The 14,965-nt window shown below is 48.7% G+C and carries 8 protein-coding genes; all 8 read right to left on the reverse strand.

Annotated features, from left to right (window positions below; translation table 11 throughout):
• Positions 1-36 precede the first annotated feature (36 nt).
• Positions 37-579, reverse strand: coding sequence for a DoxX family membrane protein (locus PAT3040_RS08460; RefSeq protein WP_087568357.1), 543 nt, complete (start codon positions 577-579; stop codon positions 37-39).
• A gap of 382 nt (positions 580-961) precedes the next feature.
• The gene (locus PAT3040_RS08465) at positions 962-1,507 is read right to left on the reverse strand and encodes a 50S ribosomal protein L25 (RefSeq protein WP_108992261.1); all 546 of its coding nucleotides are present in this window, start codon (positions 1,505-1,507) and stop codon (positions 962-964) included.
• Positions 1,508-1,714: 207 nt separating this feature from the next.
• Positions 1,715-2,500: an AAC(3) family N-acetyltransferase gene (locus PAT3040_RS08470; RefSeq protein ID WP_108992262.1), complete on the reverse strand. Its 786-nt coding sequence runs from the start codon at positions 2,498-2,500 to the stop codon at positions 1,715-1,717.
• A gap of 151 nt (positions 2,501-2,651) precedes the next feature.
• Positions 2,652-3,338, reverse strand: coding sequence for a Crp/Fnr family transcriptional regulator (locus tag PAT3040_RS08475; protein WP_108992263.1), 687 nt, complete (start codon positions 3,336-3,338; stop codon positions 2,652-2,654).
• 102 nt (positions 3,339-3,440) lie between these two features.
• Positions 3,441-5,336, reverse strand: coding sequence for a patatin-like phospholipase family protein (locus tag PAT3040_RS08480; protein WP_108992264.1), 1,896 nt, complete (start codon positions 5,334-5,336; stop codon positions 3,441-3,443).
• Between the two features lie 88 nt (positions 5,337-5,424).
• Positions 5,425-6,381, reverse strand: a complete 957-nt coding sequence (locus PAT3040_RS08485) for a sigma-70 family RNA polymerase sigma factor (protein WP_108992265.1) — start codon at positions 6,379-6,381, stop codon at positions 5,425-5,427.
• A 112-nt stretch (positions 6,382-6,493) separates the two neighbouring features.
• A complete protein-coding gene (locus PAT3040_RS08490; protein ID WP_181376507.1) occupies positions 6,494-9,541 on the reverse strand; it encodes a FlgD immunoglobulin-like domain containing protein in 3,048 nt (1,015 codons plus the stop codon).
• Between the two features lie 37 nt (positions 9,542-9,578).
• A complete protein-coding gene (locus tag PAT3040_RS08495) occupies positions 9,579-14,903 on the reverse strand; it encodes a DUF4838 domain-containing protein (protein ID WP_181376508.1) in 5,325 nt (1,774 codons plus the stop codon).
• Positions 14,904-14,965: the final 62 nt, after the last annotated feature.

The raw sequence follows: 14,965 nt of genomic DNA on the forward strand, positions 1-14,965 counted from the left end.
GTCCTTTTTTTTCGATGAAGTTTTCTCGGAATTGGTTTATTTAACTAACAGTCCCGCATCTGTTGTCGGATTTTTGGGCTTGCGATGGAAGAGACGATCCAGTCCTTTGTGCATAAGCGGAAGGACGTAACGATCTAATCCAAAGCGGCCAGCGTTCGTGCCGGCGAAGATGACCATCAATCCAAGAAGCAGAAGCCACGGGTTCGTGCTTACAGTACCTGCGAACATAAACATGAAGTTCATTAAGGCTCCGAAGAATGCGGCGGTAAGCGTTAGTGTACCAAGGATGAGTCCAAGTCCTACCAGGAATTCTCCCCATGGTATAGCGACGTTAATGAATCCAACGTTCGGTAATGCAAAGTGTTCTACAAATGCAGTGTAGGTCGGGTAAACCGCTTCGCCTGTAGCTTTATCAAGCACCGGGTTGTTTACGGCCGCGTTGAGGAAACCCGTTGCATCGAAAGGCGTTGCTCCCGTAATTTTATGCCATCCGGCGTCCAACCATGCGAACCCAACTACGAAGCGAACAATAGTGACTAGAATACCAGCGATTTTATTCTCTCTCCAAAATTTTAACATGAAACTCACTCCCGTTCTTCATTATTAGCAACAGTATTAACATTGGCGTCAGATTAGCTTCAATCTCGCTGATGGTTGAGATCGTTGTATATGATTCATCAGGATCACCGTCCTCGTTAGTTTCGATTGATGATTGCTTCTTGTTGATGTCTTTATTATAGAACGTAAAAACGGTTGACATTGTGATTTAAATCACAATGTTGAGGGGTAACATTTGATCAATTTGTGAATAGATTCACAATAATCGGCGTGTAACGAAGCCGAAACCAATTGTCACGTACAGCACGTTGCTCAAGAAAGCAGCAGCGGATGACAAAAACCAAGGAGCCAAGCGAGAACAAGCCGCTTAGCTCCTTGGTTTCTTTCACTTAGCATCAAAGCATTAAGGCTTCAATACGGATACGAGAGTTTCGTTATCTCCGGATATGACCGTCACTTCGGGCGGTAATTTCAGGTCTTTTACGAACAGCGTTTCTCCGATTTCCATCGCGCTGATGTCGAGCTCGACCACGGACGGCAAATTTTTAGGCAAAGCCTCTACTTCCACATAAGGGTCCTCGACCTGCACGACTCCCCCCGACTTTGTTCCAATAGGGTTGCCCAATAGCTTTACCGGAAGCTTCGTACGAATAATTTCGCCGGACTGAACAAGCTGGAAATCGACATGCAACAGCTCGCCGGTCACCGGGTTGCGATGAAGGTCCTCCAGCAATACCGTCAGGGAATGGTCATCTGCCAGCTTAAGCTCGATAAAGCCGGAGCCTCCTTTCTTTAACCACTTTTCAAATTGCTTGGTGGATATATGAATGATTTCGTTTTCTGCGTGTTTTCCGAATACGACCCCAGGCAAACGACCCTCCCGACGTAAATTCCGCAGTCCGGAAGATTTTAATCGCGGACGTCTTTCTGTATGAATGCATGCAGCCATGCTCTACCTCTCCTTTACATGAGTGATTTTAGCGCTGTAATAGCAGCGGTTGAACCTCCCCGGCACGGGGATAAATAGAGAAACATAGCATCACAACCTCCATGTCCTTTCGGATAGATAGACATACATTAAATGTAAAAACCCGCAAATACAGACCAAGGCACCCCACTCCTAAGAGTGGAATGCCTATGGGTTTCATTCACCATATCATAGATTGTCAGCCGTGTCGATACGCTCCGGCAAAGGATTGTTATCCGAAAACAAATCCGGATTATCCTTGAGCATATCCGTAATGACCTCCGCCACCAAAGCTGCATAACACACCCTAACGACGGCATCGCCCAACCGCCCTTTATACATCGCTCCCTCGCGTTCAAGCACTTCGTCCACTTTCCAAAAATGCTCGGACCACGATAACCCGCAATGTCTGCGGGAAGGCACGGGGATTTCGGTTCCATCAGCCAAAACCGTATACAGCATCTGGTGATCATCCGTTAGTCTTCCGGGTATATCCACCCATTCCTCGACGCCATGAATAAAGGTGTTGCGCTTTAAATCGACTCCGACCAACATAATCGTTGCTTGCCGGTCAAGCAGCTTCCCCCAACTGGAGCCTCTGGCGCATGGAGTATCAAATTGATGGTCGCTGTTTGTAAATGCAAGTGCATCCTTCCCCAGCGCCGCCACGGAATGAGTGGGATGCCATGAACGCGCCACGCCCGGCCTTTTGCGAAAAAGTTCCGGCAAAATGCCGACGCAAACCGGCGACTCCTCCACGTAGAACCTCGGATTCTCTGCATTTATATGCGACCATGTATGAGTGGGCAACACTAGCAGCCCATCCTTCATATAATCGGACAACGCGTCCAGGACCGTGTCCGCGCCGCCATCGACTTGTCCCAAACTTTTCATCGACGAATGAACCAATAACGTGCCGGTCGCATCAATGCCCAGCTGTTCTAATTGCTTCTTCAAGCTCTCTTTCGTGTGCAACCTTTTCCCCTCCTACCGTGATATCCTAACAGTTACCATTCTGATTCAATGGATTGTTCCTCATTCCAGCTTTCGCAGGAGCGCTGATCGGTCTTCTGCTGCCGAAAAAATGGGACTAGAAATGCAATGGAACCACTATATCCCATTCAACTCAATTTACGTCAAGTATATTTCTCAGTCCATCCAGGTTGCACACAATTATTTTTCTCTGATCATTGCGTATCAATTGCTCGTTTTGTAATTCCAGCAATAATTTCGTCACGGTTTCGCGTGCCGTTCCTGTCATATCCGCCAATTGCTGATGCGTTAACTTCAAATCGATTAAAATTCCATCCGCCGAGGGTACGCCATGTTGTTCTGTTAGTCGCAGCAGCATGCGGGCAATACGCGTGCGCACGTCGTGTATGGTCAGGTCCATGATTAATTTATTGGCATCACGCAGACGATCCAAAGCCGTTCCCAATATACCGATCAGGATTTCAGGCTTGCTATTGACTAAAGGAATGAAATGGCGTTTTTTCAAAATGCATAAAGTAGACTTCTCGATTGTCCTCGCCGAAGCAGAGCGTACTCTTTCATTCTGCAGCAAAGCCATCTCTCCAAAAAAATCTCCTTCTCTAAAAATAGAAAGAACCACATCCCTGGAGTGATTATCTTGATAAATTTGAATAACTCCGGATATAACCAGATAAAGCTCATCTCCTTCATCGCCTTCTAAAAAAATAGACTCGCCTTTTGTATATACGCGCTTGCTGCATAACTTGGAAATTTCAGTTAAATATTCATCATCAAGCTGCTCGAAGAGCGGGAAATTTCGTAATAGCTGCAGGTTCATCATCAAAGCCTCCAATTCGAGCAATAATTTGAAAGGGCCATCCTTCGGCAGCCTGTTCAGCCACGCCAGATATGACCCTTTCTTAACCGTGTTTTAAATCGCTTTTCACCTTTCAACCAGCTTGCTCCGTATTAAAGTTAACGCTTCCCGCGCTGCCTTTTCGCCCATGGCCATGTTATGGTTGGACAATTTAAACGATACCTGATTTGTCGTAATTTCGGGCCTAAGCACGACATCCGCGATTTGCGCTTCTTCCGAAATAATTTTTCGGCTCATAATTTCAATCGTGTTGAGGATCGCCACTACAAAGCTTTTTGGTTCCCCTAACACCGGCGTACTCAAATCAACGGCGATCACCACGTCGGCCCCCATGCTTTTGGTTAGCGCAACAGGAACAGGATGAACCACCGCACCATCCACCAGGTAGCGTTGCTGATACTGAACCGGCTTGATGAAACCGGGGATCGCCGTCGAAGCGCAAATCGCATGGGAAACTCTGCCTTTATTGAAAATATGCGCTTCGCCGCTCACCGCATCCGCAGCTACGGCGGCAAACGGAATCGGCAAGTCCTCAAAGTTGACAGGGCCGATATATTTTTCGACAAAACGTGCCATTGGATGATTGCTTACTAACGCCTTCGGAGGCATCACAAAGTTAACAAGCTGCCCCCAACGAACGGTTGGCAGCACCTTCTCGAAAGCGGAAACAGGCTGCCCCCCGGCGTATAACGCCCCAATAAATGCCCCTACGCTTGTCCCTGCAATGATGTCGATGGGAATGCCTTCTTGCTCCAACAGCTTAATAACGCCAACATGCGCGGCTCCCCGCGCGGCGCCACTGCCCAGCGCAAGCCCGATCCTCGGTCTTGTTCCCGGCTCGCGGTTCCTTCCGAATCGCAGATGACGCTTAAGGATCATTCGATTGCCGCTGACAACATGCGCTTCCTGCACGACCGTTTTCAGTTCCTGGACATTGCCGTCAAGATACGGATAGACCGTCATCATATTCATCGCGTCATGGGAGATCAATTCCTGCGGATCATCCGAGCCCGCGGCCAATAAAAACGCATGGACGAGCTCGGGGATGTCCTCCTTCCTCTCCCTAAGCGGAATCATCTTTACCTCTAGCGCATGGGTATCCGGTTTGTCGCAGGCCGTCATGAGGATGCGCGTATTCTCTGAAGATTGGAGCAATCGACTTAGCAGTTCCATCGGCATCGAATCCACATTTTCCAGCACGATGGTTCCTTCTCTTGCCGCCCGCACTTTCATATCCCAATCCTCTTGAAGGAAGTTTGTCCCGTCCAAGCTTACGATTGGATATTCGGCGCGCCGGGACAATCGATGAATTTCGTATGCGACATGCGACTTTCCGACGCCTTTTTCGCCCACGATACATACCGGATCTTCCCGCTGAGCACATTCTGCAATGTCTTTGCGGAGCCCATGCATAAATTTGCTGCTACCAACCAACGATCCATATTGCGCCTGCCGCTCCAGCTCCAGCTCCCGCATAACGGCAAGGCTTCTCGTATATTCCTCTGCCACCCGGTCGTTGGACTCCTGAATGCGCTTGATCATCGCTTCGGTCATATGCTGCCGGAACGTAGTGCTCCGATCCATCAATAACAGCAACCCTTGCCGAGGCATTGCTACCGTCTCTACCGTGCCGACAGCCATTACGGTAGCACTTACGGATTTCCCCGTCAGACAGGACATTTCCCCAACAAAATGTCCACGCTCCAAATTCGCCACGAGAATCTTTTTTTCATTCTCCAGGTACACATCCAATTTGCCGGACAACACGATATGGAAGACTTCGCTCGATTGCCCCTGCTTCAGAATAATCATGCCGTCAGTAAACGAATGTTTCGTTAAAAAGGGGTAGATCGATTGCAAATCTCCTTGCGCTAATTCTATCAATAACGGGTAATCCCGTATTTCGTCGAACTTCAACGGATACACCTCCCCCTGAGTCAGCGTAGCCTTCGCTCCTTTCATTTTATGGCATCCCTCCCGGCTTTACAACGTTAAAGAAAAAGGCGCCCTGATGGGCGCCCCGATTTATGCCTTGGATGCTTCGGTATATTCATCGGTTTATTTGTTCCGGAAGCCCTAATCGGGAAAATAATTTTGCATTAATGAAATTTTGAACATGTAGGATTCGATGATCTCTCATTTCAATCACATGAATGCCCCAAGGAACCAGCACGGATGCCTCCTTGCTCGGTACGTACTGCGCCAAAGCGGGATAGCCGCCATTGACGGTAGTCCGCAAAAATTTGGATCCCACGCAATGCCAGCGTGTAAGCGCAAAAAACTTGGACAAATCGTCCTGACCGCTTATCCACATGGCGAAAGGCGGCATGGACATGCAACCCTCCTCATGAAACAACGACACTAGCGCAAGGATATCGAATTGTTCGAAGGCCTCCACATATCTGGAGAGGAGATCAGGGTCGGGATGGACATCCATCTTGCTGTATTCTTCGGAACGAAGCTGCGTTCGGTCCATCGTCTCTCTGGCTCGTTGCAAGGCGCTGTTGACCGCTGCCGACGACATTCCCAACGTTTCCGCAATTTGTTTGGACGACCATTCGAATACATCCTTTAGAATAAGAACCGCACGTTGCCGAGGCGGCAAGGATTGCAAGAGTGCAATAAAGCAGAGCTGGAGGGTATCTCTGCGAACGAGAATATCCTCCGGATTTCCTCCGAAATCGGCCGAAGGCCAAATCCAGGACGAGTCTGGCAGCATTTCGACAGGTTCGACAATGGCAACCGCCGGGCCGGATCGGTCAACGGAAAGCGATCGGCGTTTGGCTTGCCTCAGCTTGTCCAGGCATAAGTTCGACGCTATGCGGTAGATCCATGTTTTAATGGAGGAATCCTGCCTAAACGCGCTCCAGCTTTGCCAGGCCCGAATGCTGGTTTCCTGAACGGCATCGTCCGCATCATCCATGGATCCCAACATTCGGTAACAAAACGATGTTAACCCCGGCTTAAGGCTCTCAAATAACTTCATATCAAAAGCTGCTTCGTTCATCTTGGCCTCCTTGGGGCGATAACCCTAAAACATTCTCCTTTCATCATATTCGAATCGCCCGGCCGCCTCAATCCAATATCGCAATTTCGATCGACGTGCAACCAAGGTTCACCTACTGTTTTACAAAATAGAGTTTATCTACATATACCGCATACACGTTTGAGGAATTATCTGCCGGCCAGATATAAGCGTATTGATTGTTGGTTTGAGAAGGAACAAATGATCCGATCTTGATCGTATGCCATAACATATTTTCCATTGCGGCAGCCGGCATTGTCTGTGTTCCAAATGGATACGACGTTGTAGTTGCATCATATACTCCGTAGGAAAACGCGTTTCCTGATGGACTTACAAATTGGGGTTTTCCGTTCGCGTCGTAGTTCAAGTCGTCGGCATATTTGATTTTAACTACCGCATAGAGGTCGTAAGTAGCACCCGGAACAAGCTGGTTTTTATTCCAAAACCATTGCATATCCCATCCATTCGAAGCTCCGACTACCTTAACGGCTGTTTTTCCATCCGATGCCGATACGTCAATATTATTTTTAGCAGCCCCTCCGAACATGCTCAAATCGATGTCTTGCCCAACGTAAACCGTTTGGGTTGTATCTTTCTTCAATTTGAGTATCTTTCCGTCCCCGGCCGCAAAAGGCAGGCTGCTTATTTCATAACGGTCCGGATAAGTCGTAAACGGGATGACGGCGTTGGTGAGCGAATCTCTTATTTCAGTAATATTCATGCCAAGCTTTGCCCGATCGATTTTGATCGTGACATTAGCAATGTTTAAACAATCATGATTGACAACGACCAAGTACTTATCTCCCGTAGCAAGATTTTCATGAGTGGTTACATCTGCATTGGGATGAGCCGAACTCGTGGTATTGCCACCTCCGATCGTTGTGGCAGCATTCGCAATTTTGGTCATGGATAAGATAGTAGGCTCCAGCGTTTTTATTTCATCAAATAAAGTTTGAACGGTAGTAAACTTCGGCCCCCTGTTATAATGCTCATCGACCATACCTTCCCACAAGCTTTCCGTTTGATAAATAAAGTAAAGAAATCCTTTGGATCCGTGTCCAATGTTGAGATAGGTCATCGCCCTTGTTTCGGCCGCAATGGGGTCTCGCAAACCCGTCGGCTCATGCCCGAAATTCTGTATGACCGTCCACCATGGAGCACGGTTTTGAATATCTTTTTTGGTCAGCATGTGAAGAAAGTCCAGATAGGGTTTATAATCAATGTTCGAATAGTAGGGGTGGTTCATGTAATGGGTGAAATCCCCGACCGGGTACCCCAAAGCCGCCCCGTATGGATCCGTTAATAACGTCTGCGTTTGTTGGACTCCGTAATGGAATTCCGTATACTCCGGAGCCACATAGTCTATTAAGGCTTGATGGTTGGGGTCAATCGATTCCGTTATTCTTTTGGCGTTTTTCAATAAATTCGCATGATCCATATCCAGGTCCATCGGCTCGTCTTTCAGTACGTACGCGTATAATGCAGAGTGATTTTTAATGGGAGAAATTCGATTGTTTATCTCGTTATACAAAGCGACTTCATCATTCGCCAGCGTCGGATTGTATAACGTGCTGTATGCCATCGGAAAAGCCATCACCTTGATATCATATGCGGCTGCCCTATCTAAAGTATCTGTATAAAGCGCGGCGGGTCCATTCCAGTTGGCGATACTGACAACATTCATATTGGCATCCTTCAGATCCTGAAAGCTGTTGTTTAAATAGGAGATTCTGGCGGAAGATGGATATGGAATTTCTCCTCCCTCAAACCATGTTCCCCGAGCTACAAAAGGCTCTGGCGCATTAGGAGCATTTAAGGATAATCCGGTAATGACCTGAATATTTTTTTTATACAATTCCCCGCTGGCATTGCTGACAACGACTGTATACATCCCATTGGGCACGATCGCATTTGCGTTATTTCTGCCGTTCCACGAAAGTTTTACCGTACCGCTCTGGTTAGCGCCGCTGACCAATGTTTTAACCAGACTGCCGCTGCTATCGACGATCTTTGCGCTTATGTTTTGAGGTGCAGAAAGCGTATACGTTATTCCCGCGGAATCGTTAAGATCGTCCTGGTTTCCCGGGGAGATCTTATACGGCTTCGCTTTTATGAGCTGGTCGGGATTATCATTGATTTGCGATTCGTTTATCGAAATTAGATCAACCTTAATTGATGGAAACTGGGAAGCGTTGTTTACTTGATAGAAGCTGACATGGTAAATATGGGTTGGATCAAGAGCTAATGGCGCGGCGTTAATTTTGATTCCGTAATAAAATTTAAACTTATCTTGCGTTTCCAAGCTAGCCGTACTGTACACCTTTGGCGGCACAAGATAGGTAGCAGTCGTCGAGTCATACAAAACAACGCCAAAAATATCGCCTGTCGAAGAATGCCAGTCCGTTCGATCGATCTGTACAATTGCAGTAATATCATAGGTTTCATCATTCCGAAGCTTGGAGCCGTCAATCGGCGCTTGAATATTCCAGTTGCCCCCGGCTCCATTGTATAGAACAGCCGCGCTATTATCGGAAGCAAGCGCGCTTGCAGTCAAAACCGATGTGTTATGGAGAATAAAGCTGCTGTCTTCAATTACAATGGAACCGTGCGGTCTCAGGATGATTTCGTCAACATAGATTTCCGATGCCTGACTGGCGTTATTGGTTCCTGCCACAAAAAAAACAAGTTGATTTACGCTTAAATTCGGCACGAATGTCCCCGCACGATATTCTTTCCATACCATGTCTTGCGTTTGGCTTAAAGGCACGGACTTTTGCGGAATGATAAAATCGCCGTAAGTATTATCCCAGACTCCGAACGAAAACGCATCCCCTGCGGGATTTGCCGACACATGATTCACTTTGACCCGAAAAAAGACATCGTAGGATTTTCCGGGCTCCAATTCACTAAAATCCATGCGAATATGCGAGATATTCCAATTATTGCTTGTGTTTATCATTTTGCCCGCAAAACCATTTCGCGCGGTTGTGTCCGTCACGGTTAAACCATCATTGTAATAAGTAAATTGATTCTCGTCTATTACAAAATCCGCGCCGGATGCTGTGGTTTTTTCGAAGATCCAAAAAATAGAGGCAGCCAAAAGGAACATCAGAAATAGCGTTGATTTCTTTATTTGCTTCAAATGGAGCAACTCCTTTATCGTTATTAGATTTTCCATTTTAGATCAGTTCCGATTTTTGCAGCAGCTTTTGAATGATCGTGGCAACCTCCGCCCTTGTCATTGCTGCTTTAGGGGCGAGGAAGTGGCTGCTTCTGCCGGATACGATACCTGCTTCGATACATTCGGCGATGCTGATTCTCGCCCATTGGGCGACGGTGGAGGCATCTTGATAAGGCTTGAGCTTCTCCTCCGGAGTCTCGGACTGGAGCTTTGCCCTCAAGTTGGTGATCGACATCGCTCTGGCGATGACCGTCATGGCTTGTTCGCGAGTGATGCTGTCATTCGGCCGGAAAGTTCCGTCTTCGAGTCCATTGATCAAGCCGTAAGAGACAGCCGCACGAACGTCGCTTGCATACCAATCCGTCGATTTGACATCGGAGAATGTCGATGCCCCGTCACCCGGCTTGATTCCCAGACCGCGAACCATGATTGCGACAAACTCGGCGCGCGTAATATCCCGATCGGGATCGAACAGCTGATTGCCGACTCCGTTAATAATCATGCGCGAGCCGATGTCTTGAATCGCCGCTTTCGCCCAATGACTCTGCGTATCGCGGAATTGGATCGGATATTTGATTAGTGCATATGTGCTGTTGGTCAAACTGCTTATTTGTGCATAGTACTTGCCTTCAATCCGCACGATTGCGGTCGGCACATGACGCGCTTTTCCGTCTAAATCGACGACGACGGCCGTCGTGACATCGTCGGGGTCGACCTGTTCCGGGATGGCAATCCTACGTTCCACATACGTTTCGAAGTTCGCAACATCATACGTCGTATCCCCATAGCTATATTTGACGGTGAAATCGATCGGCGGCACGACGATTTCGAACATGCCCTGGCTCGCCGCGTTTTCGACCAGTCGGGTCATATCGGCTGTTGAAGAAGCGATTTCGATCTGAATCCGGATATCGTTTAGTGAAACCGATTTGCCTAGCTTGGCTGCTATCGCATCAATATCGATTTGTTGCGCAGGCAACGTATACGTTCCACGTCCGGTTTGGATTTCTATAATCGCTTGTTTGTTCTCCAGATGCTTAATCGATTGACCATTGAGTACGGCGATCACCGCGTCGGCATCGGCTTGAGCCGAAATCGTCACTTTGACCGGTTGATCTTGCAAAGCAAGGTTGTTTTCCAGCTTGTCCCGATCGACAACGATAGTGGCGACGGCCTGACCATTCCGGTTTGAGGTCGTTACCGTTCCCAATTTTTCCGGTTTGCCGTTAATGATGATCTCTGCATTGCCGATAGACGTTTCCGGTTTCCACGGCCCTGTCGTTGTCGGATCTCCGGAGCCGGGTTCGTTAGGCGAACCGCCTTGCGGCTGCAAGTAAATCGGATGGAACTGATCGCTGCGCCACGGCTGGCTTCCCGCCCAACCGATAAACACCGAATGACCGTGATAATTCCGGAAGAAATGACCGAGCAGGCTTTCGGTTTCATTGGGATCGACGCCGATCATGTCGAATGGAATGGCTTGCACCACGTTCCAGCCGTTTTGATTGATGGCGGCATTGCTCTCGATTTGCAGCTCCGATTGAAACGCCGGACTGGATTGCGGCTGCAAATGATAGATCAAATTTTTGGCGAGCGGATTTGTCATATAGCCATAATAAGAGCTTGCATGATCTTTCGCGATAAAGGTTTCGACCGAATCGTCTCCACCGCTCTTCCACCAGCCGTTGACAATTTCATTGCTGATCTTCACTTTATCGGTCATGATTTCGCTATCGATATTCTCGTAACCGACATACAGGTAATCCTCGTCCCACAGTAAATACGCACGGGTGTCAACCGGAGGAGGCGTACGCTGGCTCATCACCAGGAAATCGGAGAACGGTTTGGCATCCGTCCAAGGACCGGAAGCAAAGTCGAGCGAGTTCAGGATATCCTGCTTGCTTGCCGAAGTTTCGACTGCCGTCGCACTGTATTCCTTATGGTCGATTTGTTCCAGGAAGGAATGCAGTTCTTCAGCTACGTCTACAACCTCGGGGTTGTTTTTTACATATCGCAGCAAAGCGTCGATCATCTTGAATTGAATGCCATCCCACTTCGCCGCGTCCAGATAATCCGACATTTCCAAAATGGGATCGCCTCTGAAAGACTCGCGAAGGTCCACGCGTTTTTTGGCATACGCGTAGCTGTTCTTGATGAACGCAAGATCCTGCCTGGCCTCATCTTCGTCGGCCGGTACTGCAGCCGAAGTTCTCGGAAAGGAAAGCGCTGTTGCTTCATAATATTCGAACGACTGCATCATCAGCTCCGCCCGAACCTTTTGCTTGCCTGCCGTTGCCTTCTCGACCGCCTGTTCCATCAATGCGCGCGCGGTTGCCAATTCTTCCTCCGTTACGTCTTCCAGATAACGATAGTCGAGAAACGGCAGGAAATTTGTCCTTACATCCTGATTCGCCCAGTTCGAATACCAATCCGTCTCGAAAATGCGATGGGTCCAGAAGTTTTCCCAGATGGCGTAGTAGTCGGCCATATAAGGAGCGGCATCCTCGCCCACGGCTCTCACGAACCATTCATGCATCAACTCGTCTACGTCTTGATCGGGATCCCACTGCAGCTTAGCCATAACCCATGGTTTCGGACCTTCTCCCCCGAAGTTGGGGAACAATTCTCCGACGTGTCCGATTACCTTGTTATCACTCGCATATTGATAGACTTCCGCCATTGTCTGCATATAGAGACGAGGCACATGGTATAACGAGCCATAAATATAATCATAGAATCCGATATTGGATGCGACTGCCGTCCAGGCTTCGGTTAAAGCATGATCAACCGCTTTCGCATCATCATCTCCCCATATCATGCGATCAACCGTAATATACGGAACGACATTTTCGTGCAGGGTAAACCCTGTCGGAGGATCAATAACGTTTAAATAGGCGAGCAGCCCGAAATATTTATCCGCAAACTTCCCGTTGTCGTATTCCGTAACGCCTTCCGCCACTTTGTTGACCCAGGCGTAGTAAATATTGGACATATCGACTCGGCCCATGGAGTTGGTCTTATTGGGATAATTGGGGTGATTCGGATTTGCCTCGCAATAATGAATGCTGTCGTTCGTCCCGAGCGAATAGGAGATCGCTTTGGGATTAGCCTCGAAGTATTGTACGATGCGGCCCACCGCTGCCGATGCAGTATCATCGTTGAAGCAGGGCTGCCATTCATACGGATGCGTTGGCAGTACGCCGCCCGGATAATATTCGGGATGGTCGCTGAATACGCTAGGATCGAACAACGTGCTTAAATTATGATGAAAGCTCAAGCTGTCATGCATGCCATTGCGTCGTGCCCATTCGGCATAAATATGTAGGCCGTATGATTCGTCCGTGCCGAAGAAATGACGCGCGATGACGGCAGGCTCGTCTTGAATAAGTCCCGCTGGCACATCAATCGTGCTTTGCCGGACTACATCATCGCCATCAGGACCCGGCAGCAGCCAAACCGCGCCTGCAAACTGTTCCAGGAAACGATAGACTCCGAATTCCGTGCCCCACTCCGTAGGCCCGATAATCGTAATGGAGGAGCCTTGCGCATCAATGATGTAACCATCATCCTTCATCGGGTCAAGCAGATCCCGATGACGGGCCTCCATGCTGTAGCCTACATGGATGCGAGCGGCGCCGCTCGGGTCTGTCAAAGCCCAATCGCGGGACATCACGGGCAGTTTGACGCCTGTCGATTGCTCGATATAGTTCTGCAAGGTATGCGCTGCCTTAACGATTTGCTGCTCTGCTTGTTCGGGATAAACAATGACGGCATGAGCCGTGCCGCTATCCACGATCGTTACGGGCTCCGTTTCGTTTTCTTCATATTTCACGGCGATAACCCGGTCCACGTACAAGTTTTCGATGAGGGCGTCCCCCGTATGGATATACAGATAAAGCTCATCTTGCGGATCGGCTTCATAAATCCAGGGCACTTCGACGTAATGATATTCGCCGTCTGCCAGGGGCGCTCGGCTGATTGGCGTTTCGTTTGGCTTGGACGAGGAGATGCCGACCTGGAAAGCGTTTGTCCCCGATGCCAACCCCGTCTCCATGCGAACATTGGCATACAGCTTCCATTTGCCCGTGGAAGGCATTGCTTGCGCAGGCAACCGGATCGCCTGGATGCTCGTATTTCCGGGCAGCTTAACCGCGTTTTGATTCCATACTTTCGCGTCACCGACGACTTCAGCCGGAGCGGTAAGCTGGAATTGATCCTCCTCCATGCTTACCCAATCACTCTCGGGCACGCCGCTCAGAAAATTCGGTTTTTCTACCGGCATGACAGGCTCGTATTTGACAGCGATAATCCGGTCCACATACAGGTTGGCAATTGCGGCATCCTGGGTAGAAAACCAAATCGCCTGGGACTCCTCATTGGGATCATATTCATATAACCAGGGGAACTGGATGTAATGATACTCCTCGTCCGTAGAGCCCGTAAGATTGATTTGTCCCGACTGTGGATTTGACGAGGATATACCGTAGCTTAATAACGGATCCCCAGTTTGCGCCGTTCCGCGTTCAATCCGTATATGGGCATAAACTTTCCACTGACCCTCGGCAGGCAACGCCAATCCCGGCACCTTTATGACCGGACCTTCGGTATTGCCGGCTAGCCGTGCAGACTTTTGATTTGCGGCCCCCTGATCCGCGACAACTTCCGCCGGGTTATCCAGAGCAAATTGATCCTCCTCTATTTTTAGCCAATCGCTTTTCGGCACGCCGGTCAAAAAATCCGGAAGCTGTTCGTCGGGCGTATACTTGACTGCAATGATATGATCCACATACAAGTTTTCAATTGAAGTGTTGGCCGTAGAAAAATACAAATATTGATAAGCCAAATTGGAATCATATTCGTATAGCCATGGGAATTCAACATAATGATACTCCTCATCCGCGTAGGATGAAAATTTCATCGTCGCCGAATTCTCATAGGGCGGATAAATACCGTAGCTAAACGCATTTCCAGCGTTTGCCGATCCACGATCAATCCGCGCATGCGCATAAATCTTCCACTGCCCCTCTTGAGGGAGACTCGCTCTATGCAGCTGTATCGCCCAATCTATTTTATTGCCGGCTAATTGCGCGGCCTTCTGATTTGTTGCCTTGCTATCATCGACGCTTACCGCCGGATCATAAAGAATGAACTCATCCTCCTCGAACTTCACCCAATCACTATCAGGCACGTCTACAAGGAAATCCGGCAGCTCCTCGGACGCTTCCGGGCTTTCAGTCCCGGAGGCGGCTGCGAAAGCGAGGTTTTGACACAGGGATAATACGAGAATAAAACAGCAAATCAATGAAATCGGCTTTTTCAACAAATCGTTCATCTCCTCGTTCTCAGATTTATTGCAGCTTGAATTCAAAATGAAACCGCTGTCAT

It is taken from the genome of Paenibacillus agaridevorans (genome assembly GCF_003112455.1).
GTDB lineage: Bacteria > Bacillota > Bacilli > Paenibacillales > Paenibacillaceae > Pristimantibacillus > Pristimantibacillus agaridevorans.

Excerpts from the sequence above, each read along its gene's own strand:
- PAT3040_RS08460 (WP_087568357.1), bottom strand. The coding sequence starts at position 579 with ATGTTAAAATTTTGGAGAGAGAATAAAATCGCTGGTATTCTAGTCACT.
- PAT3040_RS08465 (WP_108992261.1), bottom strand. The coding sequence starts at position 1,507 with ATGGCTGCATGCATTCATACAGAAAGACGTCCGCGATTAAAATCTTCC.
- PAT3040_RS08475 (WP_108992263.1), bottom strand. The coding sequence starts at position 3,338 with ATGATGAACCTGCAGCTATTACGAAATTTCCCGCTCTTCGAGCAGCTT.
- PAT3040_RS08480 (WP_108992264.1), bottom strand. The coding sequence starts at position 5,336 with ATGAAAGGAGCGAAGGCTACGCTGACTCAGGGGGAGGTGTATCCGTTG.
- PAT3040_RS08485 (WP_108992265.1), bottom strand. The coding sequence starts at position 6,381 with ATGAACGAAGCAGCTTTTGATATGAAGTTATTTGAGAGCCTTAAGCCG.